General features: G+C 56.0%; 26 protein-coding genes and 7 tRNA genes. 15 read left to right on the forward strand and 18 right to left on the reverse strand.

All coding sequences use genetic code 11. The annotated features are described in order from the left end of the window. Positions 1–2,154: type I DNA topoisomerase (gene topA / locus JNK62_00005; protein ID MBL8157918.1), on the forward strand; the 2,154-nt coding region annotated here is incomplete at its 5' end. 178 nt (positions 2,155–2,332) lie between these two features. Here topA and JNK62_00010 read toward each other — a convergent pair. Continuing rightward, entirely contained in the window at positions 2,333–2,596 is a 264-nt protein-coding gene (locus tag JNK62_00010) for a hypothetical protein (protein MBL8157919.1), read from the reverse strand. Between the two features lie 49 nt (positions 2,597–2,645). Here JNK62_00010 and JNK62_00015 point away from each other — a divergent pair, with 49 nt between their 5' ends. Then, positions 2,646–4,181 (forward strand): bifunctional (p)ppGpp synthetase/guanosine-3',5'-bis(diphosphate) 3'-pyrophosphohydrolase, encoded by a 1,536-nt coding sequence (locus tag JNK62_00015; protein ID MBL8157920.1) that lies wholly within the window; start codon positions 2,646–2,648, stop codon positions 4,179–4,181. A 36-nt stretch (positions 4,182–4,217) separates the two neighbouring features. Here the strand turns inward: JNK62_00015 and JNK62_00020 are convergent, their stop codons facing one another. The 3 genes from JNK62_00020 to JNK62_00030 form a co-directional block, all read right to left on the reverse strand. After that, entirely contained in the window at positions 4,218–4,685 is a 468-nt protein-coding gene (locus tag JNK62_00020) for a hypothetical protein (protein ID MBL8157921.1), read from the reverse strand. Between the two features lie 83 nt (positions 4,686–4,768). Next, positions 4,769–5,740 (reverse strand): ParB/RepB/Spo0J family partition protein, encoded by a 972-nt coding sequence (locus JNK62_00025; GenBank protein MBL8157922.1) that lies wholly within the window; start codon positions 5,738–5,740, stop codon positions 4,769–4,771. 191 nt (positions 5,741–5,931) lie between these two features. Beyond that, a tRNA-Leu gene (locus JNK62_00030) sits at positions 5,932–6,014 on the reverse strand. Between the two features lie 93 nt (positions 6,015–6,107). On the opposite strand from JNK62_00030, the gene pyrF reads away from it, so the two are divergent. The 4 genes from pyrF to JNK62_00050 all read left to right on the forward strand — a co-directional run bounded on the left by pyrF (position 6,108) and on the right by JNK62_00050 (position 8,783). Beyond that, the gene (gene pyrF / locus JNK62_00035; GenBank protein MBL8157923.1) at positions 6,108–6,851 is read left to right on the forward strand and encodes an orotidine-5'-phosphate decarboxylase; all 744 of its coding nucleotides are present in this window, start codon (positions 6,108–6,110) and stop codon (positions 6,849–6,851) included. A 96-nt stretch (positions 6,852–6,947) separates the two neighbouring features. Further along, on the forward strand, positions 6,948–7,616 hold the full coding sequence (locus tag JNK62_00040; GenBank protein MBL8157924.1) for a phosphoribosyltransferase: 669 nt from the start codon (positions 6,948–6,950) through the stop codon (positions 7,614–7,616). A gap of 54 nt (positions 7,617–7,670) precedes the next feature. Continuing rightward, positions 7,671–8,507: a tRNA (adenosine(37)-N6)-dimethylallyltransferase MiaA gene (gene miaA, locus JNK62_00045; protein ID MBL8157925.1), complete on the forward strand. Its 837-nt coding sequence runs from the start codon at positions 7,671–7,673 to the stop codon at positions 8,505–8,507. A gap of 78 nt (positions 8,508–8,585) precedes the next feature. Beyond that, on the forward strand, positions 8,586–8,783 hold the full coding sequence (locus tag JNK62_00050) for a hypothetical protein (GenBank protein MBL8157926.1): 198 nt from the start codon (positions 8,586–8,588) through the stop codon (positions 8,781–8,783). Between the two features lie 281 nt (positions 8,784–9,064). On the opposite strand, the gene JNK62_00055 is transcribed toward JNK62_00050, so the two are convergent. The 4 genes from JNK62_00055 to JNK62_00070 all read right to left on the reverse strand — a co-directional run bounded on the left by JNK62_00055 (position 9,065) and on the right by JNK62_00070 (position 10,989). Further along, a complete protein-coding gene (locus JNK62_00055) occupies positions 9,065–9,763 on the reverse strand; it encodes a hypothetical protein (GenBank protein ID MBL8157927.1) in 699 nt (232 codons plus the stop codon). Positions 9,764–9,924: 161 nt separating this feature from the next. Continuing rightward, a tRNA-Trp gene (locus tag JNK62_00060) sits at positions 9,925–9,995 on the reverse strand. A 263-nt stretch (positions 9,996–10,258) separates the two neighbouring features. Continuing rightward, a complete protein-coding gene (gene rpmG / locus JNK62_00065) occupies positions 10,259–10,417 on the reverse strand; it encodes a 50S ribosomal protein L33 (GenBank protein ID MBL8157928.1) in 159 nt (52 codons plus the stop codon). A gap of 170 nt (positions 10,418–10,587) precedes the next feature. Next, complete coding sequence (locus JNK62_00070; GenBank protein MBL8157929.1) at positions 10,588–10,989, reverse strand: hypothetical protein; 402 nt, start codon at positions 10,987–10,989, stop codon at positions 10,588–10,590. 139 nt (positions 10,990–11,128) lie between these two features. Between JNK62_00070 and JNK62_00075 the strand changes: the two genes are divergently transcribed. Both JNK62_00075 and JNK62_00080 read left to right on the forward strand, forming a co-directional pair. Further along, complete coding sequence (locus JNK62_00075; protein ID MBL8157930.1) at positions 11,129–11,515, forward strand: hypothetical protein; 387 nt, start codon at positions 11,129–11,131, stop codon at positions 11,513–11,515. Positions 11,516–11,618: 103 nt separating this feature from the next. Beyond that, positions 11,619–11,701, forward strand: a tRNA-Tyr gene (locus JNK62_00080). A gap of 58 nt (positions 11,702–11,759) precedes the next feature. Here the strand turns inward: JNK62_00080 and JNK62_00085 are convergent. Continuing rightward, the gene (locus tag JNK62_00085; protein ID MBL8157931.1) at positions 11,760–12,116 is read right to left on the reverse strand and encodes a hypothetical protein; all 357 of its coding nucleotides are present in this window, start codon (positions 12,114–12,116) and stop codon (positions 11,760–11,762) included. Between the two features lie 211 nt (positions 12,117–12,327). Between JNK62_00085 and JNK62_00090 the strand changes: the two genes are divergently transcribed. After that, positions 12,328–12,615 carry a hypothetical protein gene (locus JNK62_00090; protein MBL8157932.1) on the forward strand — a complete coding sequence of 96 codons (288 nt, stop codon included), beginning with the start codon at positions 12,328–12,330 and terminating at the stop codon, positions 12,613–12,615. Positions 12,616–12,658: 43 nt separating this feature from the next. Here JNK62_00090 and JNK62_00095 read toward each other — a convergent pair whose 3' ends face one another. From JNK62_00095 to JNK62_00105, 3 genes are read right to left on the reverse strand one after another with little or no spacing between them, the layout of a single operon-like run. After that, entirely contained in the window at positions 12,659–15,343 is a 2,685-nt protein-coding gene (locus JNK62_00095; protein MBL8157933.1) for an AAA family ATPase, read from the reverse strand. A 41-nt stretch (positions 15,344–15,384) separates the two neighbouring features. Next, complete coding sequence (locus tag JNK62_00100; protein MBL8157934.1) at positions 15,385–16,218, reverse strand: trypsin-like peptidase domain-containing protein; 834 nt, start codon at positions 16,216–16,218, stop codon at positions 15,385–15,387. 12 nt (positions 16,219–16,230) lie between these two features. Then, complete coding sequence (locus JNK62_00105) at positions 16,231–17,403, reverse strand: cysteine desulfurase (protein MBL8157935.1); 1,173 nt, start codon at positions 17,401–17,403, stop codon at positions 16,231–16,233. A 219-nt stretch (positions 17,404–17,622) separates the two neighbouring features. Here JNK62_00105 and infB point away from each other — a divergent pair, with 219 nt between their 5' ends. From infB to JNK62_00130, 5 genes are all read left to right on the forward strand, one after another. Then, positions 17,623–19,116, forward strand: coding sequence for a translation initiation factor IF-2 (infB, locus tag JNK62_00110; protein ID MBL8157936.1), 1,494 nt, complete (start codon positions 17,623–17,625; stop codon positions 19,114–19,116). Further along, on the forward strand, positions 19,113–19,442 hold the full coding sequence (locus JNK62_00115) for a ribosome-binding factor A (protein ID MBL8157937.1): 330 nt from the start codon (positions 19,113–19,115) through the stop codon (positions 19,440–19,442). Before infB ends, JNK62_00115 begins: the two co-directional genes overlap by 4 nt. 108 nt (positions 19,443–19,550) lie before the next feature. After that, a tRNA-Cys gene (locus tag JNK62_00120) sits at positions 19,551–19,623 on the forward strand. A 187-nt stretch (positions 19,624–19,810) separates the two neighbouring features. After that, entirely contained in the window at positions 19,811–20,242 is a 432-nt protein-coding gene (locus JNK62_00125; protein MBL8157938.1) for an adenylyltransferase/cytidyltransferase family protein, read from the forward strand. A 21-nt stretch (positions 20,243–20,263) separates the two neighbouring features. Beyond that, a tRNA-Leu gene (locus tag JNK62_00130) sits at positions 20,264–20,344 on the forward strand. A gap of 214 nt (positions 20,345–20,558) precedes the next feature. Here JNK62_00130 and JNK62_00135 read toward each other — a convergent pair. From JNK62_00135 to JNK62_00145, 3 genes are all read right to left on the reverse strand, one after another. Further along, complete coding sequence (locus tag JNK62_00135; GenBank protein ID MBL8157939.1) at positions 20,559–20,939, reverse strand: hypothetical protein; 381 nt, start codon at positions 20,937–20,939, stop codon at positions 20,559–20,561. A gap of 268 nt (positions 20,940–21,207) precedes the next feature. Continuing rightward, a tRNA-Lys gene (locus tag JNK62_00140) sits at positions 21,208–21,280 on the reverse strand. Between the two features lie 92 nt (positions 21,281–21,372). After that, positions 21,373–21,663, reverse strand: a complete 291-nt coding sequence (locus tag JNK62_00145; protein ID MBL8157940.1) for a hypothetical protein — start codon at positions 21,661–21,663, stop codon at positions 21,373–21,375. A gap of 87 nt (positions 21,664–21,750) precedes the next feature. Here JNK62_00145 and JNK62_00150 point away from each other — a divergent pair. Then, positions 21,751–21,832 (forward strand) — tRNA-Leu (locus tag JNK62_00150). A 54-nt stretch (positions 21,833–21,886) separates the two neighbouring features. Here the strand turns inward: JNK62_00150 and JNK62_00155 are convergent. From JNK62_00155 to JNK62_00165, 3 genes are all read right to left on the reverse strand, one after another. Further along, positions 21,887–22,189 (reverse strand): hypothetical protein, encoded by a 303-nt coding sequence (locus JNK62_00155; protein MBL8157941.1) that lies wholly within the window; start codon positions 22,187–22,189, stop codon positions 21,887–21,889. 17 nt (positions 22,190–22,206) lie between these two features. Then, positions 22,207–22,572, reverse strand: coding sequence for a hypothetical protein (locus JNK62_00160; protein MBL8157942.1), 366 nt, complete (start codon positions 22,570–22,572; stop codon positions 22,207–22,209). Between the two features lie 84 nt (positions 22,573–22,656). After that, entirely contained in the window at positions 22,657–22,932 is a 276-nt protein-coding gene (locus JNK62_00165; GenBank protein ID MBL8157943.1) for a hypothetical protein, read from the reverse strand. Positions 22,933–22,934 lie beyond the last annotated feature (2 nt).

Consider the following 22,934-nt stretch of genomic DNA (forward strand, 5'->3'; position numbering starts at 1 on the left):
GAATCCCCTGCCAAGGCGAAGACGATCGAGAAGTACCTCGGAAAGGGCTTCACGGTCAAAGCCTCGGTGGGCCACATCAGGGACCTCCCGAAAAGCAACAAAGACGCCGTCGCTATCGACGACGATTTCAAGCCACGCTACCAGATCGTGAAGGAGAAGGAGCACGTCATCGAACTCCTCCATGACACCGCAAAGAAAGCCGACGAAGTCATCCTCGCGACCGACCCCGACCGCGAAGGCGAAGCGATCGCGTGGCACCTTGCCGAGGCGATGAAGCTCAAGAAGCCGAAGCGCATCGTTTTCCATGAAATCACCGAGCGCGCCGTCCAAGAAGCACTTGCTCACCCGCGCGCCATCGATGACGAACTCGTCAAAGCGCAGGAAGCGCGTCGCGTCCTTGATCGACTCTTCGGCTACGATCTCTCCGGCTTGGTTTGGAAGAAAGTACGCTACGGCCTCAGCGCCGGCCGCGTGCAATCCCCTGCGCTCCGCATCCTTATGGAGCGCGAGCGTGAGATCCGTGCCTTCATCCCGGAAAAATTCTGGGTGCTCTCTGCCGATGTGAAGACGAAGAAGGGCGAACAGTTCACCGTCACCGCCGTCGAAGAGCCGCGCGACGAGAAGGAAGCGAAACGCATCTACGAAGCGGCACAGACGAAAGACTGGCACGTCGTCAGCGTCGATGAGACCGAACAGTCCCGCTCACCGCGTGCACCATTCACTACGTCTACCTTGCAGCAGGCCGCTTCGACCCGCCTCGGTTTCGCACCATCGCGCACCATGCGCGCCGCACAGAAGCTCTACGAAGCGGGCATGATCACCTACATGCGTACCGACTCGACCAATCTCGCGAAAGAAGCGGTCGAACAGATCCTCCACACCGTTGCCGATGAATTCGGCAAAGACTACGCGGAAGCGCGCACGTATAAATCAAAATCAAAGAACGCACAGGAAGCACACGAAGCGGTGCGCCCGACCAACATGCATACGCGCAGCGCCGGCCACACCGACGACCAGAAACGCCTCTACCAATTGATCCGCGCTCGCACGCTCGCCTCGCAGATGACGGATGCGAAAGTCCTTCGCACGAAGATTCTCGCGAATGTCTCGGGCGTCACCATCCCCGATTTCGCTGCCAACGGTCAGCGCGTCATCTTCGATGGCTGGCTCAAGGCAGATCCTGCAGCTCGCGGCGAAGATGTCGAATTGCCGAAGGTAGTTGCACACGACAAGCTCACCCTCGTTGAAGCGCACACCGAAGAAAAAGAAACGCAGCCGCCATCTCGATATTCCGAAGCAGGTCTCGTCAAAGAACTCGAGAAGCGCGGTATCGGTCGCCCGTCCACCTACGCATCCATCATCTCCACGCTCGAAACGCGCGGTTATGTTGAGAAGCAGGGCCGCACGCTCATCCCGACGCACACGGGAGACGTCGTCTCCTCATTCATTGAGGAGCATTTCGGCGATTACATCTCCGACACCTTCACTGCAGAAATGGAGAACGAACTTGACGAGATCGCGGAAGGTAAGCGCGAATACGCGAAAACGCTCAAGGATTTCTACGGCCCGTTCACGAAAGCCGTGAAGTCAAAGAACAAGATCGAGAAACTCACCAACATGGGCCCGGCACCGGAAGAATTCAAGTGCCCGACCTGTGACTCGCCGATGGTCTACAAACTCTCGAAGACCGGTCGCTTTATGTCGTGCTCTCGCTTCCCTGACTGCATGGGTGCTCGCAAGGAAGATGGCTCGATCATCGAACCGCCGAAAGAGTTGGAAGAACCGTGCCCACAGTGTGGCAACAAACTCATCGAGCGCGAAGGCCGCTTCGGTCGCTTCATCGCGTGCTCCACGTATCCGAAATGTAAATTCGTTAAGAAAGATCCTGCTGAAGAAGCACGTGCGAAGACCGGCGTCGCCTGCCCAGTATGTAAGACCGGCGAAATGGTGGAACGCCGCGGCCGCTTCGGACTCTTCTACTCCTGCTCCAACTACCCTGACTGCAAACACGCCATCAAAGCCAAGCCGACCGGCGCTGTCTGCAAAGAATGCGGAAGCTTGATGATGGAAGGCACTAAAACGATCCCTGAACGCTGCAGCAATAAGAGCTGTCCAATGCATAACCCCCATAAGTTGGGAGGTAAAAAGAAGTAGCACGCGACCTTCGTCGCCTGCGCAGCTAGTTTTAGTGAGACGGAAGCATATTTCCTTCAGCAGAAGGAAATGCTGAGTCGGGGTGGCGCAAAAATTTTTGCGACGGGAAAAATTTTATGCGTGACCGAAAACGACCATACAAAGAATGAGCCCACCGGAAGTTGGTGGGCTCTGTAAGTCAGAGACGAATGCCACAGCTGGGACAATGCAGCGCATGTGCCATACAGCCCTCGAAGCGGCAATGGTGACAGGTGATCACTGCGTCAGCCGGATCCGGTTTTTCAGGTGACTGCGTCGAGACCATGCCGTGAGTCGCAGGGTCGAATTCGCGCATCTGTTCAGCCATCGAACGACGGACCTTTTTCAGTCCCTCTTCTGCCGCGGTACGGATTCCTTCGGCGGCGTCTTGTGAACAGGCAGACGAACCGAAATATCGTGACATCTCTTCCTCCGTGTTGGCTAGGTAGCTGCCGAGGAGTATGATACACGGTATGACCCCCGTCAAATCCCTCCCCGAGATCCTGAGCGCCATGCAGAGCAAGAGCGAGGCCGACGTCGCCTTGGTCACCAAGGCCTACCACTTCGCTGAGAAGGCCCACGAGCCGCAGAAGCGCTATTCCGGGGAGCCCTACTTCATCCACATCGCCCATGTCGGCCATTCCATCGCGGAGATCGGCATGGATGCCCAGACCATCGCCGCGGGACTCCTCCACGACACCGTCGAAGACGCGCACGTTTCCGAAGACACCATCGAGCAGGAATTCGGTACCGAAGTGCGTCACATCGTCCACGGCGTCACCAAGCTCGGCGCACTCAAATACCGCGGTATGGAACGCCATACGGAATCGCTGCGCAAACTCTTCGCCGCGACGGCGGAAGATATCCGCGTCCTCATCGTGAAGCTCCTCGATCGGTTGCATAACGCCCAGACGCTCGAACACGTCCCTGTCGAGAAGCGCGAACGCATCGCGATGGAAACGCTCGAGATCTACGCACCGATCGCCGATCGCCTCGGTATGAGCGTCATCAAGACCGAGCTCGAAGATGCCGCATTCCCCCACGCCTATCCTGAAGAATATGAGAAGACCGTCGAGCTCCTGAAAGAACGCAAGAACGAGAACGAAAAGCGCTTGGAGAAACTGGAAAAGGACGCGAAGCGCGAACTCGCTGCCGCAGGCATGCGCGAGTTCCGCGCCGATGCACGCGTGAAAGGCATCTACTCTCTCTTCCGCAAACTGGAGCGTAAGGATTGGGACATCACGAAGATCTACGACATCTTGGCGCTGCGCATCATCGTCCCCAGCGTCGCCGACTGCTACAGCGCGCTGGGCGTCGTCCATAAGCATTGGCGCCCAGTCCCAGGCAAGATCAAGGACTACATCGCCTTCCCGAAGCCCAACGGCTACCAATCGATCCACACGACCGTGTACACGGGTGACGGCGGTGCAATGGAGATCCAGATCCGCACCGAGGCGCAGCATCGCGAAGCGCAGTTCGGCATCGCCTCACACCTCACCTACAAGGAAGTGCAGGGCTATGTCGAAGGCAAGCGCGGTGGCGGTCTCGAATGGATACGCCAATTCATCCCGCTCGGCCGCAAGACGTCTCCCGCGATCTCTCCGGAACCCGCAGAAGGCAAGAGCACCGTTCCTGACTGGGTGAAAGATCTTGCACTAGCACACGGCGAAAGCACCGAGTATCTCGAGACCATCAAATCCGATTTCTTCACGCACCGCGTCTTCGTCTTCACGCCGAAGGCCGACGTCATCGATCTCCCACTGGGGGCTACACCTATCGATTTCGCGTACGCCATCCACTCCGAGATCGCGAATCGCATGTCGGGAGCGAAAGTGAACGGCAAGATGGTGTCGCTGGACACTCCGCTGCGCAACGGTGACATCGTCGAGATCGTCACGAAACCTGCAGGAAAGCCCTCACGTAAATGGCACGACATCGCGAAGACGACGCTCGCGAAAAAAATGATCCGCCAAGCGCTGGCGGCACAGAATCTAAGACATCAAAAATAGCACCCTCGTCATAAACGAGGGTGCCGAGGATTACGATCAGGCCGCGTTTTTCGCTTGCTGAAGCGAGTCGAGCCAGATCTTCGCGATATTCTTCTCCATAGTAAAGAACACGTCCTCATTCAGTGCCCACCACGCGACAGGCAACCGCGAGAACTCTTCTGCGATAAGGGCTGTACCGCGCCGACCCTTCCGGGTAATCACGGCATCAAGACGTGACACTTCCTTGGTCCGGCAATTCCTGTCGAACCACTTTTGGAGACGCAGTCCCACGGAGTCGATCATCTTCATCGGAGCGACGATGTGGAACGTGGCTTCCGTGTCGAACGCTTTTATGACGACGCTCGACATGGTTGGATTCGATGCTGACATACTCTGCCGAGCCCGAGGCAGCGCGCCGAATTCGAACTCGGCGGCACCCATGTAATCGAAACTGAGATGCTCGAGTTTCGTTACCTGAGTATGACCAGCAGCGAGCTCGAGACGTTGTACAAGCCAGAATTCCATTCAAGCCTCCTGTATTCGAGGTTGCGATTTCAACCTCTGTTTATATTATACACTATATAAATTAATTGTCAATTCACTGGAACTTAAACGGTGAAATTTCGAGCTGAGTATAGATCGTCAGCAGGTTCTTCGGGAGGCAGCAGTTCCGCCGCTATCTCCGGCGGTGTCGCTTCCTGCATCGCTTCTGCGGGCGTAAGGTCAGAGGTAACAGAAGCTTCGCGCTTCGCAATCAAATCACGCAGGTGTGCGAGATCCTCCGCAGAAAAGAATTCCACGATAAGCTTCCCCGCACCCTTCTCCTTCTTCTCGATGCGCACGCGCGTACCGAGCGAATCCGAAAGCTCCCGCTCGAGCGTGAGTAATTCCGGTGTCAGGTCGCCCTTGCGGGTCTTCTCCGTCGCGATGCGGCGCGCAAGCTGCTCGGTGTCGCGCACATTCAATCGTTTCAATTTGATGTCTTCAAAGAGCACGCGCTGCTCTTCCGGACGCTCCTGGAGCATAAGGAGCGGACGCGTATGACCCTCGGTGATCTCACCGGAGACGACCGCATCTTGGATATCCTGCGGCAGAAGGAGGATGCGGAGCGAGTTCGAGACGTATTCGCGGCTCTTACCGACCTTCTTGCCGATCTCCGCATGCTTCAGGCTGAACTGATCGACAAGCTGTTTGAATGCCTTCGCGCGATCCACCGCATTGAGATCCTCGCGCTGGAGGTTCTCGATGATCGCGAGTTCGAGCTTCATCTGGTCACTGTCTTCCGCGCGACGGATGACGACCGGCACCTGGTAGAGACCCGCCAGTTTCGATGCGCGCAGACGGCGTTCGCCAGCGATGAGTTCGTACTCGACACGGATTCCCTCACCCGGAATCTCGGTCTCCTTACGCGTCACGGTGAGCGGCTGCAAGACGCCGTACTGACGGATGCTCTCCGCAAGCGATGCAAGCGCCATCTGGTCGAATTCCTTACGCGGCTGGTACGGATTCGGCTTGATGCGATCCACCTCTACCCAGTAGATGGAATTGTCGTACAGCGCCTTTCCTGGAATTTCCTCCATATCGAGAGGATTATATCACGGTGCCGGAAGAAGCTCGGTCACGGATAATTTCCTCGCCGACGCTCGGGAATTTCCGCGACCCCGGCTCGCGGTCCTGCCTGCTAGCGGGACATCGCTCCGCCTTTCGAGTCTCTCACAGACAGCGCATTGGCGCTGTCTTTTCCGGCACCGCTTTCGCGATGCTCAATCGGTGCCGGAAGAGAGACTCGAACTCTCAAGGGGTTGCCCCCGCACGATTTTGAGTCGTGTGCGTATACCATTCCGCCATTCCGGCTTGTATGAAGCCAAACATCAGGATTCTAGCCTTTCTAGGCTCATTCTGCTAGGCTGCCCGAAGCCAATAGTGGCTCAAAAAGAGGTGAATAGGATGCTGAAACTCGAATCGTTCCAGCGCATACTCCCCGCCTTCGACAAGAGCTCGATGCTCGTCAAAGACTACGAGCTTCTCGAGATGCTCTATCCGTTCATCGGCGGCGTGAAGATCGGTCTGGAGGCCATCAACGCTCCGATGCCGGATCACTCGATGCATGTCGGTGACAATCTGCGGAAGTTCGTGCAGACCCGCGCCGTACCCGTGATGTGGGACGTCAAACTGAACGACATCCCCAATACGGTCGGCGGCGCAGTTGCCAACATTACGCGTAAGCGGGTGTGGGGTATCACGGTCATGGCGAGCGCCGGTATCGACGCAGTACGGGCAGCGGTCGCTAAGCGTGCGGATGCGAATATCATCGGCGTCACGGTTCTGACGTCGATGTCACCCGAGGAGTGCAAAGCCATCTACGGTCGCATTCCAACCGCGCAGGTTTCGTATTTCGCGGAGACTCTCTTCGAAGCTGGCGCGCAGGCAATCGTCTGTTCCCCGCTCGAGCTTGAAGTCGTCCGGAAAACGATCGGCGACAAGCTGTTCTGCATCACACCGGGAATCCGTCGAAAAGACGCTCCGGCTGACGACCAGAACCGCACGATGTCTGCAGGAGACGCCATCAAGGCGGGTGCGGATTACCTCGTCATCGGCCGCCCTATCATGGGCGCGGAGGATCCGGCGGGAGCGGCACGCGCCTTCTGCGACGAAATCGCAGCGGCAAGCGCTAACCTCTCGATGGTCTAGTTCTTTCAACTTCACAGGCGGCCGCAAGGTCGCCTGTTTCTTTTTGCGCATGCACGCGGTATGCTCGCTGAGGTCAATAGAAACAGGAGTCAGACCATGAGTGAACAATCCGTCTGGGATACGCTCCGAGATATGGGAGCAATCCTCAAGGACGACCACTTCGTCTACACTAAGGGCGGCCACGGCAGCGAGTACGTCAACAAGGACGCACTTTTCATGCATCCCGCGGGCTTCTCGAAACTCTGCAGCATGATCGCTGACGAGTTCCGGGATATGTTCGGGACTCCGCTTCCTGATGTGGTCCTCGGACCAGCGGTTGGCGGCGCGCTTGTCGCGCAGCAGGTCGCATACCATCTCGGCGCGAACTCTCGATCGAAGCCATTGGCTATTTACGCCGACAAGGAAGGTGATGGATTCGTCCTAAAGCGCGGATACGATGAAAAAGTGCCGGGCAAGAAGATCCTTATCGTCGAGGATATCCTCAACACCGGAGGTTCCGTGAAGCAGGTTGTCGAACTTGCACGTACGCATGGCGGCGACGTCATCGGCGTCGGCGCCATCTGCAATCGTGGCGATGTGCGCATCGTCGACATCGGCAAGCCACCGAAATTATTCAGCGTCGTCTCGACGCGGATGGTCATGTACGATTCCAGCCAATGTCCGCTCTGTGCGGAAGGGCGACCGATCAATACCAAGATCGGCAAAGGCAAGGAATACGTCGAGAAACACGGCCAGCCTAAGGTTCCTGATTACGAAGATTCCTAATGACCGCGGACGGCATCCTTGCCGTCCGCTTTTCTTTTATGCAGTATGCGGTGGATGCAGAAGATAATAGTCATAGTCGGTCCTACCGCCTCGGGCAAAAGTTCCCTTGCGGTCAAGCTCGCCAAGAAACTGAAAGGCGAAGTCATTTCTGCTGATTCGCGACAGGTCTACAAAGGACTGGACATCGGCACCGGCAAGATCACGAAAAAAGAGATGCAGGGTGTGCCGCACCACCTGCTCGATGTCGCTTCGCCCAAGAAAGTGTTCACCGCCAACGAATTCGTGGAACTCGGCCGTAAAGCGATCGACGACATCATCTCCCGCGGCAAAATGCCCATCATCTGCGGCGGCACCGGTTTTTATATCGACGCCCTTCTCGGCCGCATCGCACTCCCTGCCGTACCACCGAATCCGAAACTTCGCGCGCAGCTCGCAAAGAAAACCGCCGCTCAGCTTTTCGCAATGCTCACAAAGCTCGACCCGCGCCGCGCAAAAGATATTGATGCACAGAATCCCGTACGCCTTATCCGTGCCATCGAGATCGCCAAAGCACTCGGTAACGTCCCCGCCTCGAAACCCGAGCCGCTTCCCTACGCAATCGAATGGATCGGCCTCAAGCCTGATGAAAAGAAACTCCGCACGAAGATACACAAACGTCTCCACGACCGCATGAAATCCGGCATGCTCCGCGAAGCAGGGCGCCTACATAACGCCGGACTCTCCTACAAGCGAATGGATCAGCTCGGTCTCGAATATCGTTACCTCGCGCTCCGTATGCAGAAGAAGATCGACAAGGCAGCAATGCTCGAAAAGCTCGAGAACGAGATCTGGCAGTACGCGAAACGGCAGCTCACCTACTTCAAGAAGAATCCGGAAATCGAATGGCGCTAGAATCCATGCAACTATCCATGCTTTACAACGTACTGTAGTGTGATATAATACTTACAGGATTTGAGAGAGGAGGTTTCGATGAAGAAACGCAGACCGATCAAGCAGAAGAAGAAGCCGGTTCAGAAACAAATTCAGCTGCCGGCTCAAGCTGCATCCAATCCTGCTACCCCAAACACGTTCTCGCTCCACCGCACGAACGGCAGAGAGCGTCAACATCGAGATCGAGGGCACGCCTTCGGTACCGATCGCTGGCATCAAATTAGTGCCGGAAACTAGGACCTTTTTGAAAGCCGCGCGAATTACTTCGCGCGGCTTTTTTTGGATCGTTGCGGTCACAACTCTCACTCTCGCCGTAGCTCGAGTTCGGTCGCGACCCCGCCTCGTCCGTTTCGCCTACTGGCGAAACATACCTCCGGCTCCCGCAAAAGCACAAAGACAGCACGCAGGTGCTGTCTTGTGTGTATTTTGCGGGGACACCAGGAACCTAACCGTCCGCAGCGCCTCGGCGAGATGCAGAGAAGCACTCCCTGTGCCGGAGCCCCGTTTGGATGTCTCCGTTAATCCTTAACTATCTCCCGTATCGAGGTATTGCGATGGATTATCTCGTCGTTGCGTATGGAACGGAAGAATTCATACTGGTTACGCGGATTGCGCCCGTACCATGTTAAAAATTCTGATTCTATCGATTTCCCCTTCAATTTCTCTCCCCACGTTTCAAGAAAGCGGCTATATTGCTCGAACGCGTGGTTCTCGAACATATAGTTGAGCTCATACGACCATTTCGGATTCAGTAGGTAGAGGATGTAGGACCACCAGAAGTAGAAAAACGCGAAAAGCATCGGGATGAGGGTGTGGAGGATATACCCTGCCTTCTCGCCCTCTTTCCGTGCGATATGTGAGATGACGACGACATGCATCGTTTCATTGTCCTGCGCGATACGTGCGTACTTAGCGATATTCGAAAGCTTCATCGCTTTCTGTTCGTCGGTATAGGTGGCGGTAAGCATAGTGAAGGCCGCCGACGCCCACGAATGATATGGGACGCGTGCAATCACCTCGACGGCGCGGAATTTGAGATACGACGGTTCGTGTCCGTAGAACGTGTTACCGAGGATCACAAGCCACTTACCGAGAAGTTTCGGCAGGAACGCGGGTTTATAGTCGTCGTAGGGTCGCTTGTATTCCGCCAACTGATCGGGATCATTCAGCTGCTGATTCAATGCCTCGAGATCGGTATCACCTCTTTGGAGCTCCATGGTTGGGATTGTATACGCTTATGAAGAAACGTTCTAGACGCCGATTTCTAATTCACCTGGGTTCGAATCCCTTTCGGGTACGAACCCCTCCGGGAATAGAACTAGCTGAATAGTGGCTTAAAACCATGCATCAGCATACCTCCGATACTTTTTGCTTTGAGCGGGCCCACTAGGAATCGAACCTAGGCTAACGGTTTTGGAGACCGATGTACTACCATTATACGATGGACCCTAACGAGGATCGGAAGAGAAAGCTTGCTTTCTCTTTCTCCGAGTGACGGGTTCATACGATCCTCTAGTATGGACCCTTCGGGACTGAGTATAGAACCTGGAATGCTAAGCGCCAATACGCACCACGTGCACCACTAGCAGACTTTGGAAACCCTCGGTTTTCCAACGCTCGCTTCTCGCTGCCTTCCGACACGGGGAACTCCCGTTCCCCGACCCCCTCCCGCTGCAAATGGTGAGTGCACCATTCGAGCAAGCGGCAAGATATTACTTTTTGACTTCCTTGTGTGGTGTAGATTTCTTACACCATTTGCAGAACTTCTTGAGCTCGATCTTCTTGGTGACGAGCTTCTTGTTCTTGCGCGTCCAATAGTTCGTCCGCTTGCAGACGGAGCACTGGAGCTTGATGAGTTGGTCCTGCGACATATGTGGGCCGAAATATACCCTATATAGCGAAAGTGCGCAACTCGAAGAAAGCCAGAAAAGGGCTCAGATGCTAGGCGCTGGACAAGGGGCAGCTGAGACGTACCGAGCGTACGGTGAGGCTGAGCCGATGGCCAGCAACAACGCAGATGGGCCCTTTTCGGGCTTTCAGGCTAGAGGCCCAGATTGGTGCAGATATTGTTCCAAACAACATTATCCTTCAGGAGGCTGCTCATGAGGGTATCCACCACCAGCCACGCCACCATGATGACGATGAGGCCGATGGCCACGTTCCCGAAGAGCTTTTTAGCCTTATCCTTCTGGCCGATGGCCTCGTTGGAGAGGTACAACCAGCCGGCATACGCGAAAAGGAGCGCCGCGAGGAATACCGAGAGGAAGATGCCACCGTTGATGAGATTCTGCGCCAACTGGATGAGATGCTCGCATTTACAGTCCAAGCCATTGCACGGGACGATTTTGTCCGGCAAACCACCGCCTCCCTGCTGCGCAAACGCGAAGTACGGCAGAAGGGCCACTACGGCCGGAATGAACGCGAAGATGCGCTGAAGCAACATGGCGTAAGTGTAGCATCGCCACTCTCTCCCCATTCCTCTTTTGGGGAAAAGATTCGCCTTGCGACGAACGAAATACCATTTGACGAATACATAATTAATTATATAATGTTTTCAGTTTCAATCGTGAAAGGACTTGTTCATGCAGGATCTGTTTACGGAAAGACCGAAATCGGCTTCGGCGTTCAAGCAGCCGCTTCTTGAAGTGACCGTCAAAGGAGACGGCGTGAAGAAAGCCGCAGGAGCCGCCGAATCAAGCGTATGGTTCATTGATGTTGATGGTCAGATCGACCAGTTCATCAGCAAGAACAACACGCCGAAAAAACCGTTCATCGAACTATGCAAGAAACTCGCGCGGTCCGGCGTCGTCGTTACGGGGTTCCAGCCCTACAAGGGCAGCGGCGGCCCGAACTTCCTTCTGCGCAACGGTGAGCTCTTCCATCGTTTGAGCGATCTCGGCACACGTTCCGATACGATTCTCTCGTACGAGTATCGGGTCCCGGTCTACCGCGGCCCGCCGAAATCCTGATCCTATCCAGCCGGCTTCTCGCGAAGCCGGCTTTTTATATCCTCTTCACCCTTGGGAAATCTGTGCTTCTTTGCTAGAATCGCTCTGTTCGGCCCTTAGACGGGCGTCGATACCCAAGTGGTCAAAGGGGGTGCGCTGTAGACGCATTGACTTCGGTCTTCGTTGGTTCGAATCCAACTCGGCGCACAAATAAAGTAAACCGGTCAGTTCCAAAAGGGACTGACCGGTTTGCGTTTGCAGGTTCTTATGTAACCACTTTGAGCTTTGGTCCTTTCTTCGCTGGCCCAGGGGAAGGACCCATGTCAATGAGATTGAGCGACTTACCTGTTCGTACGCCCCGCTTATCGAGTTCATGCGCGATTTTTGGCGTAGAAAGATCATAGGCATATTTACGACCGTCGCCACCGGTCAAATGCATAGTGAATCCAAGCCGACGTGCATTATTGAGCGCCGTCGCCACCGTAACGCCCATTCTTGCTCCAAGCTGGACATCATCGAGCTTAAGATCTCTCGCAAGTTGCGAGGCTCCGGCCCATTCACGCGGACCCAGCTTAACTAGACGCTTAGTATCTGGAATATCCTTCGACATTTCAAACTCCATGCATATAGCCAGTTCAGTGCTGGGCTGAGAATATAGCCCTGCAGCCTTAAGTCAATATGATCCCATCAGAACTGTTCCGATTTCGTTCCATACGCTGCACAAAATGAAAACACCTCCCTCGCGGAGGTTGTTTTCGTTTAATCTCTGCGATACTTGACATTTTATCGCTTCATTGATTTATTTATTTCAGTTCAATCTAAAAGGAAGAGCCATGGCCGAACCAAGCGACGAAGATCTTGCGGCTTTGCTGCAAGAACTCCATGACAAGCAGTTATTGGATGTTGATCACATGGATGAGCTTCGATTTGAGCTCGCGAACAACAAAGAGTTTGGATGTATTCGCATACTGGCAATTCTTGATGCGAAAGTTGAAAAAAACGAGCTCACCCGCGAAGCGGCTGATCGGTATATCGACAAGCTCGGTTTCTCGGAACACTATATCGAGGACCGGCGCAAGGGATTGCGAGAGAAACAGTTTCAACAGAAGAAACTGAACTAGCAGCACAGGCCGAGCGGAAAGCTCGGCCTGTTTTCTTTTTTGCTTACGCCCCTACCCCAGCACGCGCACGAGTGGTGCGAGGACGACGTTCTGCTGCTTTGCGGACGTCGAAGGTGAATTGATCATCCTTCACATCGACAGTGACGGAACCGCCTTCCAAGACACCACGCGCCACCATCATGTTGGCGATCGGGGTCAGGATCTTCGTCTGGATGAGACGCTTCAAGGGGCGAGCACCGTACTGCGGGCTGTGCCCTTCTTTCGCCAGCTGTTCGAGCGCTGCAGTGGTGAACGTGAGCGAGATCTGCTTCTCTTCGAGGCGCTTCGCGACGAGATCGGTCTGGATCTTCACGATATCCGTCATCGCATCCTTCGAGAGGATGTCGAAGAGGATGATCTCGTCGAGACGGTTGAGGAATTCCGGTCGGAAGAAATCCTTCAGGCTTCCCATCACCTTCTCCCGCACTTGGTTGTACTTCTCGCTTTCCGTCGAGTGCGCACCTGCGGAGAATCCGAGGCTCGACATCTTATCGATGTGCTCGGCACCGATGTTCGAGGTCATGATGATGACGGTGTTCTTGAAGTTCACCGTACGTCCCTTCGAATCCGTGAGGCGGCCGTTGTCTAAGACCTGCAGGAGGACGTTGAAGACTTCCGGATGCGCCTTCTCGATCTCGTCGAAGAGGATGACGGAATACGGGCGATGGCGCACGAGTTCGGTGAGTCCGCCGCCTTCATCGTGACCGACGTAGCCCGGCGGAGACCCGATCATCTTGGAGACAGAATGGCGCTCCATGTACTCCGACATATCCACGCGGATGAGCGATTTGTCGCTGTTGAAGAGGAGATCCGCAAGTGCACGCGTGAGCTCTGTCTTACCGACACCGGTAGGACCGAGGAAGAGGAATGAGCCGACCGGACGGTGCGGGTCTGAGATACCGGCGCGGCTTCTCTTGATCGCATCCGCAACCTTCTGCACGGCTTCGTTCTGGCCGATGATGCGCTTCTTGAGCTCGTCTTCGAGACGCGAGAGTTTCTCTGCTTCTTCTTCGAGCATGCGCGAGACGGGAACGCCCGTCCAACGCGAGACGACCGAGGCGATATCTTCTTCGGTGATTTCTTCCTTCAGGATACGGCGGGTGAGCTGCAATTTCTTCAAACGCTTTGTAGCGGTCTCGAGTTCGTGTTCGAGCGCCGGGATGCGGCCGTAGCGGATCTCCGCCGTCTTGGTGAGATCGGAGCGGGATTCGGCGTGCTCAGCGTCGATGCGCGCCGCTTCAAGATCGTTCTTGATGCGTTTGATTTCGGTGAGTGTCTCCTTCTCGTTCTTCCACTTCAATTCGAGCTCGTGCGTACCGTCCTTGAGATCGGCGATCTCCGCTTCGATGGACTTCACGCGGGCTTTCGCCTTGCTATCGCCCTCGTCTGCCTCCTTCTTAAGAGCCTCTTTCTCGATCTCGAGGCGCATGATCTTGCGATGCGCTTCTTCGAGCTGCGGCGGCTTGTTCTCGAGCGAGAGACGAAGTGCCGATGCGGCCTCATCGATGAGATCGATCGCCTTATCCGGAAGGAATCGTTCGGTGATGTAGCGGGAGGAAAGCTGGACCGCAGCGATGATCGACTGGTCCGTGATGTGGACGCCGTGGTAGAGCTCGTAACGCTCCTTGAGGCCGCGAAGGATCGCGACTGCATCGTCGAGCGACGGCTCATTTACATAGACCGGCTGGAAGCGACGGGTGAACGCAGCGTCGTGCTCGATGTGCTTCTGGTACTCTTTCAGCGTGGTAGCTCCCACGATGCGGATCTCACCGCGTGCGAGCGCGGGCTTCAGCATATTTGATGCATCGAGTGCGCCATCAGCAGCACCAGCGCCGATCAAGGTATGCAATTCATCGACGAAGAGGATGATCTTCCCTTCGGCGCGTTCGACTTCCTTCATGACCGCCTTCAAGCGTTCTTCGAATTCGCCACGATACTTCGTACCCGCAACGAGAAGCCCCAAATCGAGCTGGATCAATTCCTTCCCGCGGAGCGATTCCGGAACGTCGCCGTTGGCGATGCGCGTCGCCAAACCTTCGGCGACGGCCGTCTTACCGACGCCGGCTTCGCCGATGAGGATCGGATTGTTCTTAGTGCGGCGTGACAGGATCTGGATGACGCGTGTGATCTCCTGATCACGGCCGATGACCGGATCAAGCTTGTTCTCGCGGGCGCGGTCGGTGAGAGAGCGAGCAAAGCGCACGAGTGCGCGCGGCTTCTTCTCGGTTTCCACGTCGCGGATGCGGCCTTCCTTGATATCAGCCAAGACGCGAGCGAGCGACGCGCGATCGATGCGGAAGCGGTTGAATGCTTCGCCGACCGGACCCGGATGCTCGACGACGCCGAGCAAGAGGTGCTCCGGCGAGACGAACTGGTCATTGAACGATGCGGCGATGCGCGGCGCGCTCTCGAATACGCGGACCAATTCCGGTGTGAGGTAGAGCTGGAACGACGGCGAGACGGTCGATCCGCCACCGCCTTCGATGAGTTCCATGACCGAATCCGCGAGGTGCGCGGTGTCGATTTCGAGCTGATCGAGCATCGGCAATACCATCGTCTCTTCCTGTAGCAGAAGCGCCGACACGAGATGTGCGGTGGATACCTGATTGTGGCCGCGCTCCACTGCCAACTGATGCGCTCGGTGGATCGCTTCCTTGGCCTTAGTCGTGAAATTGTTGAATGGGGTCATGGTTATTCAGTATTAGACGAATAAGGGGGAATATCTTTCGTTTATGGGGCACCTGCGCCTCCCTCCGTACTAGTATTTTGCAACACGATGGCCAAGGATGCAAGAAATCCTCCAGGAGCGGCGGCGCGGCTTTCTCTCGTGGCAATACCGATGACCGCTCCGTCGGCATCGATCAGCGGACTCCCTGCTGCGAACGAGTCCGCAGGGATATCCGTCTCGATGATCCCTGATGGATTATCGTTCCCGTACGCTGAAGTCCCGATGATGACGCCCTTACCGATTTTCACGGAAGTGCGCCCGCCGATGGTGACGATGCTCGCTCCCAGCGATGCATCCTTCCGCGCGAAGGCGACCGGTTTCCAGTCGATCTTCTCATTTTTCTCATTCGTCGTAGCTGCCTGCAAGCGGATCAGGTTGGAGCCTGAGGGTCGTGCGATGACATTGACCGGAACCGAGACGCCATCGCTGCGAAGCGCGGTAAGCGCACCATCCGGCGTACCTGCATCGGCGATAAGCACGCCGTTCGCATCCGCGACGATCGCAAGACCGATGAAGAGATTGGCGTTATTCCCCGCCTCATCCCTGCCGGGCGTAAAAAGCCGCACGACCGAAGGAGAAACGCGCTGGATCGCACCCGCGAGGAGATCGGATTCGCGCACGATGATTGTCTCCGGTGATGCCGCAGAAGCGACGAGCGATTCAGGAGCGACTTTCTCGATGGTGCGCTCCACGACGCGGTTCACGGTCTGGGTGATTGCCGGCGGCGCCTGCTCCATAAGCGCGACCGTCACGATGCCGGTCGCAATGGAAGTGACGAAGCTGACGAGAAGCGTGAGAAGGACAACCTGTGATTTGTTCAGCTTCTCGAGATCCATATATCAATAGTATCACGTTTCGGATTTCGCGATGCAACGCACCAATTCATCGAGAACTCTCTCCAATTCTTTTGTCGACGTCGCGTTTCCGAGCGAGAATCGCAGCGTGTTTTCCGCGCGCCATGATGGCCCGCCGAGCGCTTCCACCACATGCGAGCGACGATTCCCCCCTTCGCGACACGCGCTCTTCGTCGAAATGGAAATCCCCTTCGCATCCAATTGCAGCGTCACGTATTCGCTCTGGATATCCGGCAAGGAGATGTTGAGCATGTTCGGCAGCGCGCGTTTGATATCGCCGTTCACCACCACATCGGGAATACGCGCAACGAGCTTTTTCACGAACGTGTCGCGCAGTATCTGCAGACGCTGTGCTTCGGCTTTTCGTTCAATGCCCGCGAGCGCGAATGCTTCCGCAAAGCCGGCAATGAGCCCGACATTCTCCGTCCCCGGCCGAAGCCCTCTCTCTTGGCCGCCACCAAGGTACACTGACGATGCATCCACGCGGTTCGATATATAGAGTGCTCCCACACCGCGCGGTCCGTACACTTTTCCGGAATCGAGTGTCATCAGATCCACGCCGAGCGTGTGCACGTGCGGCGCAAGATAGAGTGGCGCCTGTCCTGCATCGGTATGCATGAGGGTTTTCGGATGCTTTTCCACCAACGCGCGTGCGATCTCACGGATCGGCTGCACGGTGCCGATCTCGCTGTTCGCCCAGCCGATGGAGACGAGGACCGTATTCTTCTTTACCGCCGCAAGCACCGCATCAGCGGTGATGGTACCGCGCTCATCCGGATCAACGTGCGTCACCTGGCCGCCCAAGCGCTCGATTTCCCCAAAGCATTCCAGAACCGATGGATGCTCGATCGAACTCACTACCCAGTGTGTTTTCGAAAAATCATCCTGACGCTTCAAAAGGTTCCGCGCGACGCCGAGGATCGCGATATTGTTCCCCTCCGTGCCGCCGGAGGTGAAGATCACCTCGCGCGCCTTGCAGGCCAGTTCGAGTGCCACCTTATCGCGCGCCGCTTCGAGCGCCTTGTCCGCCGCGACACCATCAGCATGGATGCCGCCCGGATTCCCGAAGGTGTCCCAGAGCTTCTCCACCGCTTTGCGTGCCTCAGCGCGCACCGGCGTCGCGCTCGCGTAGTCTAAATAGATGCGTTTCGGTCGCGAGAACCACATTCCGGCATCCTAGCACGACCCCTCGATAACGTGCGCAGCAGCGCACGGGCGGAGGGGGTCGGGGAACCGCCATCGGTTCCCCGTGTCGGAGAGCAGGGCGGCGAGCGAAGCGCTGCCGTCCGTTGAGAACCGAGGGTTCTCAAAACGAACCGCCGGACTGGCCGGACGGTTCGTTTCGTTGTATGATTGCGCGGTCATTTATGACTCCCACCCCCACCTATGTCCTCCGCTTCTACCACAACCGAACGTCCGCCAATCGTAGCCGTTCTCGGTCACGTCGATCACGGTAAGTCGACGCTGCTCGACTACATCCGCAAGGCCAACACCGTCGCCAAGGAAGCAGGCGGCATCACCCAGCACGTCGCTGCCTACGAGGTCGTCCACGAGCGTGAGGGCAAGCTCAAGAAGATCACCTTTATCGATACGCCGGGCCATGCGGCATTCCAGGCTATCCGCGCACGCGGTGCGAAGATCGCCGACATCGCCATCCTCGTCGTCGCGGCGGATGACGGCGTGAAGGCACAGACCCTCGAAGCACTGGAGAGCATCAAGGCATCGAACACGCCGTTCGTTGTCGCTATCAACAAGATCGACAAGCCGAACGCGGATATGAGCCGCACACAGGCATCGCTTTTGGAGAATCACGTCTATCTCGAGAAGCTCGGCGGGGATATCCCATGGACAGCAATCTCCGCAAAGAGCGGTCAGGGCGTCGATGAACTCCTTGATCTCATCCTTCTCGTCGCCGAACTCTCTGAATTCAAAGCAGATCCGGATGTTCTTGCAAAAGGCTACGTCGTCGAAGCGCATCGCGATGAGAAGCGCGGCATCGCGGCAACACTCATCATCACCGAAGGCACGCTCTCGAGCGGTCAGGCGGTGCGCGCTGGCCGCGCGGTCGTTCCGGTCCGCATCATGACCGACCACAACGGGAAAGCGATCAAGGAAGCGACGTTCTCCTCTCCGGTCACGCTCTACGGTTTCGACGAACTTCCGGAAGTCGGTTCCGAATTCGTCACGTACAAGAAGAAAGGCGAAGCGGAAGCTGATAAGCCGGAAGTCGTCCGCGCTGCAAACGTCCTCGCCGAAGAAGAATCCTCGAAGTTCTTCCTCCCCGTCATCATCCGCGCCGACGTCACGGGCTCGCTTGAAGGCATCCAGCATGAACTCGCGAAGATCGGCGACGAATTCACCGGCATCCGCATCGTACAGACCGGTATCGGCGCGGTTTCCGAAGCAGATGTGAAGGCGGCGATCGCAAGCGCCGCGACTCCCGCCGTCATCGTCGGTTTTGATGTACCGGTAGATGCGACGGCACGCGAGAGTGCGCGCCAGCACAACGTCCGCATCGAAACCTACGACATCATCTACAAACTCGCTGAGAGCCTCACCGAGATCCTCAAGGAAAGCGCCCCGAAGCGCCAGGTCGAGGAATCGATCGGTAAAGCACGCATCCTCAAGCTCTTCTCGAGCGGCAAGGGCAAGCAGACCCTCGGCGGCACCGTCTTCGAGGGCCGCTTCGAGAAGCGCACGAGCGTACGCGTCACCCGCAAGGGCGAGGAGATCGGCATCGGCTGGGTTGATAGCCTCCAGTCGCACCGCCAGAGCGCGGAACGCATCGAGACCGGCAGTGAATTCGGTGCCGAGATCGAGGCGGAGTTTGATCTCGCCCAAGGAGACGTGTTAGAAAGCTTCCGTACCAAAACCGTATGATGAACGAATCACGCCGTCAGAATAAGGTCGCCGAAGAGATCGCGCACCGCGCGGGCGAATTCCTCGCACGCAGCATCAAGGCAGGCGGCTCGCTCGTTACCGTCACCCATGCAGATATCGCACCGGATCTGAAGAACGTCACCATCTTCGTATCCGTCCTCCCGAAATCGCACGAAGAGGAAATGCTGGTGAGCCTGAAGCGTCTGCGCACCGATTTCCATGATTTCCTGAAGTCGAAGACGGTGCTGCGCAACGTCCCGACGGTCGATTTCGCGATCGATTTCGGCGAAGCGAATCGTCAGCGAATCGACGAACTGACGCGCTAAAGACCGCGTGCTATATTAGCGCAACGGCCACGTGGTGAAGGGGTACGAGTCTGCACAATCTTCTCCTTTGTCTTACCGCGTGAGTCGTAGATAAAACTGTTTTCTAAAGGCCACGTGGTGAAGGGGTAACACGGGAGTCTGCAAAACTCTTACTGCGCGGGTTCGAGTCCCGCCGTGGCCTCCGTTTTTGCAAAACCGCTACTGGATGGGTGAGACGGGGTTGGGGCCCCGTCGCAAGGCCGGAGACGCTCGGCGTCGAGGCGGGGTCGCGGAAATTTTCAGCAGAAAATTATCCGTGACCAACTCCACCGCCTCCCCAACCATACAATTGACTAATCCTCATCCTCATTGCAGGATTCCCCTATCCTATGAAAAAAGGCTTCACCGCGGGCGCATTCGACCTCTGCCATGCAGGTCATTTCCTCATGTTTGAGGAGGCAAAATCCCAGTGCGATTACCTCATCGTCGGCCTCCATACCGACCCGACACTCGACCGACCGGACACCAAGAACAAGCCGATCATGTCGGTCGAGGAGCGCATGATCATCCTCAAGGGCATCAAGTACATCGACGAGGTCGTCACCTACGAGACCGAGGCGGATCTCTACAATATCCTCAAGGAGAACAAACTCGGCATCAATATCCGCATCCTCGGTGTCGAATACAAGGACAAACCGTACACCGGTCGCGACCTCCCTCTTGAGGTCTACTACAACACCCGCGGCCATAACTTCTCGACGACTGAATTACGCAACCGCGTGTACGAGGCAGAGAAGGCAAAGCGCGAGAAGGCGGCCTAGTCCGTGATATAAATCTCGTACGCCGGGGTGGCGGAATGGTTTACGCAGACGACTTAAAATCGTTCACCGAAAGGTTTGTGGGTTCGAGTCCCACCCCCGGCACAGATTGAGCAGAGCGAAGCTGTGTCGGGGAGAACAGTGCCGACGCACTGTTCGGGTGGGACTCGAAAGGCGGAGCGATGTTTCGTCAGCAGACGAAACCGCGAGCCGGGGTCGCGAAAAAGTCTGCACGACGGTGCAGACTTTATTCGTGACCGAGCCAAACGGAATCAAAACGAGCTCTTTGCCGAGTCCTTCTCCCGGCAGCGAAAATTGTTTACACAAGATTCTTGAATCGCTCTTTCAGGAGTCGATATCTACGAATCGTATCGGGTTGCGAAAGAACACGCCCACTGTCTCTCTCTTCTCCTTCAAGTTGTTGAAACGTGAGGTCTGAATATTGGTCCTTTGTAAAATCAATCTGCGTTCCGTCTGCGAGAGCGTTCCAGTAATGTGAGCGCAAATGCGCATATTTAGATATATGTGCCAGTGAACCGCACATCAACTTACCACCCAAGTATTCCTGCGCTAAAACAGAAGCAACTGCACAATGTCCCCACAATGGATTGTGTTCTGTCCAATGTTTCGGATCTGCAGATGTGTCGCGCTGCGCGACATTTCTCAGTATTCGTGAGAATGTGTCTCGATCGACTGTCATATCTAGCACTAATTAGCTTGATAATATCATTCCTTATCTTCACGGATATTTCTTGCCCGACGGTGCAATAAATTCCGCGACCCCGACTCGCCGCTCCGGCAGCTGCCGGAACATCGCTGCGGCTCGGACGAGTCCTCAAAGATAATGTTCTCGCCGTCGCTCGAAAATTTCCCCGAGCCTGGCTCGCGGTTTTGCGTGCTCGCAAAACATCGCTCCGCCTCGGACAAAAGCACAAAACCTCCCACAGGGGAGGTTGTTGTGTCTTTTGTCCGCCCAGTAGGGATCGAACCTACGACCTGCCGATTAAGAGTCGGATGCTCTACCAGCTGAGCTATAGGCGGATTGCCGATAATATACCATGTCTCATCAAATTGTCAGCTCTATAACAAAGAAACCAGGACCGAAAGGTCCTGGTTAGTAGATAGGGAGATGATTAGTGGCCGCCGCGATCGTCCCGATCTTCGTCGTAATCTTCGAAGTCGCGATAATCAACCTGGACGATCTCGAATAGCTCGAACGCCTTCACGCCCGCTGCCGGCTTCGTCAGTCCCATCGCAAGAAACTTGTCTTGAGTCTCCTTGATGGCAGCGACGACGTCGCTGGCGAGCTTGATGCGTTGGGCGATAGTGAAATCCTCGATTTTCGGCTTATCATCACCGCGGAACGAGACTTCGTCTTTTCCACGACGGGATTCGTGTCGGCCCATGTATACCTCCAAGAACATCCATCAGCCTTTCTGATGGGATTATAATTATATCATATATATTTTGAATTGCAAGTCCCCAGACTCTCGTGCTATAGTCCCCCTGTCGGGCAGGTGGCGAAATTGGTAGACGTACCGCGCTTAGGACGCGGCGCCGCAAGGCATGGAGGTTCGAGTCCTCTCCTGCCCACATAAAACCAAAACCGGAGCGTGCTCCGGTTTTGTTATTAGAAACGAAAATAGGTTAGAACGGACTCGCCGGCAGGGAGTTCTGCACACGGCTCACATCGGTGGATGCGACATCCAAGCCGAAGGAGTTCACGATGAGCGCGATGATGCCGTAGACGGAAACCATGATGAGCATGCCGAGGAGGCCGTACACCATATGGTCCTTCCCCTTCTGTGAGGCTTCTCCGTTTTTCACGCCCCACAAAAACTCGACGATTCCCCAGATGAAGAGGAAGAGGCCGAGGGTGAATATGACGCGAAGACCAGGATCGATCACGTTCGTGATGATCCGCTGTAGGATCTCTTCGCCGGCTTGCATACACGCTTACGCTGATGCTACTGCATCATGCGCGTATCGATCTGGATCGTCTTCGGGATGACCGGATCGGTCGAAGTAACGCGGAAGGTCGACTGGAGGAGACGGATGATGCCCCAGATGGAGACCATGACGAAGATCGTGATGACACCCATCATCATGACCTTGAGACCTTCGGTCTTGCCTTCAGCACCGTCGTTGAGAAGGTACTTGATGAGACCGTAGAAGAAGACCACGATCGCGAGCGTGATGAAAAGATAGACCAGCGAGTTGAGGAACTGCGAGACCATCGCGAGCGTGTTGAGAAGCGTCTGCGCCGATGCGAGCATCGGGAGAAAGAGCGATCCTGCCGAGAGTGCTGAAACTACTGATAGTCTGGTACGCATACTGAATCGCTAAAAGGTTAACCCGTCTAAGTGCATCAATCGTACCGCGCCCTCGGGGCGGAGCAATCAACCCCGTGTGGATATCTACTTCTCCAGCCAGTACAAAGCCGCGGTCGCGAAGACGACGACCATGAGGATCGTCATCCCTTTTTCCATGATCTTGATGCCGTCTTCGCGGCGCTCGGTGCCGAGACGCGTGATGTACATGATGAACCCCGTGAAAAAGACACCGAGCGCGACCGCACCGAAGAATCCGATTGCCGCATAGAGACCGAACTCAACCGTGACTGATTGTGATACGGCCTCTTGTGCCGCGAGCGGGAGTGGCACGAGCAGAAACGGTAGGATGCGACGCCACATAC

The sequence above is a fragment of the bacterium genome, from assembly GCA_016789445.1.
GTDB lineage: Bacteria > Patescibacteriota > Minisyncoccia > Phycocordibacterales > UBA2100 > UBA10103.

Coding starts and splice junctions, on each gene's coding strand:
- JNK62_00135 (MBL8157939.1), bottom strand. CDS start 20,939: ATGACAGTCGATCGAGACACATTCTCACGAATACTGAGAAATGTCGCG.
- JNK62_00050 (MBL8157926.1), top strand. CDS start 8,586: ATGAAGAAACGCAGACCGATCAAGCAGAAGAAGAAGCCGGTTCAGAAA.
- JNK62_00115 (MBL8157937.1), top strand. CDS start 19,113: ATGATGAACGAATCACGCCGTCAGAATAAGGTCGCCGAAGAGATCGCG.
- JNK62_00075 (MBL8157930.1), top strand. CDS start 11,129: ATGCAGGATCTGTTTACGGAAAGACCGAAATCGGCTTCGGCGTTCAAG.
- JNK62_00025 (MBL8157922.1), bottom strand. CDS start 5,740: ATGGAGGAAATTCCAGGAAAGGCGCTGTACGACAATTCCATCTACTGG.
- JNK62_00020 (MBL8157921.1), bottom strand. CDS start 4,685: ATGGAATTCTGGCTTGTACAACGTCTCGAGCTCGCTGCTGGTCATACT.
- JNK62_00155 (MBL8157941.1), bottom strand. CDS start 22,189: ATGCAAGCCGGCGAAGAGATCCTACAGCGGATCATCACGAACGTGATC.
- pyrF (MBL8157923.1), top strand. CDS start 6,108: ATGCTGAAACTCGAATCGTTCCAGCGCATACTCCCCGCCTTCGACAAG.
- JNK62_00125 (MBL8157938.1), top strand. CDS start 19,811: ATGAAAAAAGGCTTCACCGCGGGCGCATTCGACCTCTGCCATGCAGGT.
- JNK62_00105 (MBL8157935.1), bottom strand. CDS start 17,403: ATGTGGTTCTCGCGACCGAAACGCATCTATTTAGACTACGCGAGCGCG.
- miaA (MBL8157925.1), top strand. CDS start 7,671: ATGCAGAAGATAATAGTCATAGTCGGTCCTACCGCCTCGGGCAAAAGT.
- JNK62_00010 (MBL8157919.1), bottom strand. CDS start 2,596: ATGTCACGATATTTCGGTTCGTCTGCCTGTTCACAAGACGCCGCCGAA.
- JNK62_00165 (MBL8157943.1), bottom strand. CDS start 22,932: ATGTGGCGTCGCATCCTACCGTTTCTGCTCGTGCCACTCCCGCTCGCG.
- JNK62_00015 (MBL8157920.1), top strand. CDS start 2,646: ATGACCCCCGTCAAATCCCTCCCCGAGATCCTGAGCGCCATGCAGAGC.
- JNK62_00100 (MBL8157934.1), bottom strand. CDS start 16,218: ATGGATCTCGAGAAGCTGAACAAATCACAGGTTGTCCTTCTCACGCTT.
- JNK62_00095 (MBL8157933.1), bottom strand. CDS start 15,343: ATGACCCCATTCAACAATTTCACGACTAAGGCCAAGGAAGCGATCCAC.
- JNK62_00145 (MBL8157940.1), bottom strand. CDS start 21,663: ATGTTCTTGGAGGTATACATGGGCCGACACGAATCCCGTCGTGGAAAA.
- rpmG (MBL8157928.1), bottom strand. CDS start 10,417: ATGTCGCAGGACCAACTCATCAAGCTCCAGTGCTCCGTCTGCAAGCGG.
- JNK62_00085 (MBL8157931.1), bottom strand. CDS start 12,116: ATGGAGTTTGAAATGTCGAAGGATATTCCAGATACTAAGCGTCTAGTT.
- JNK62_00040 (MBL8157924.1), top strand. CDS start 6,948: ATGAGTGAACAATCCGTCTGGGATACGCTCCGAGATATGGGAGCAATC.
- infB (MBL8157936.1), top strand. CDS start 17,623: ATGTCCTCCGCTTCTACCACAACCGAACGTCCGCCAATCGTAGCCGTT.
- JNK62_00055 (MBL8157927.1), bottom strand. CDS start 9,763: ATGGAGCTCCAAAGAGGTGATACCGATCTCGAGGCATTGAATCAGCAG.
- JNK62_00070 (MBL8157929.1), bottom strand. CDS start 10,989: ATGTTGCTTCAGCGCATCTTCGCGTTCATTCCGGCCGTAGTGGCCCTT.
- JNK62_00160 (MBL8157942.1), bottom strand. CDS start 22,572: ATGCGTACCAGACTATCAGTAGTTTCAGCACTCTCGGCAGGATCGCTC.
- JNK62_00090 (MBL8157932.1), top strand. CDS start 12,328: ATGGCCGAACCAAGCGACGAAGATCTTGCGGCTTTGCTGCAAGAACTC.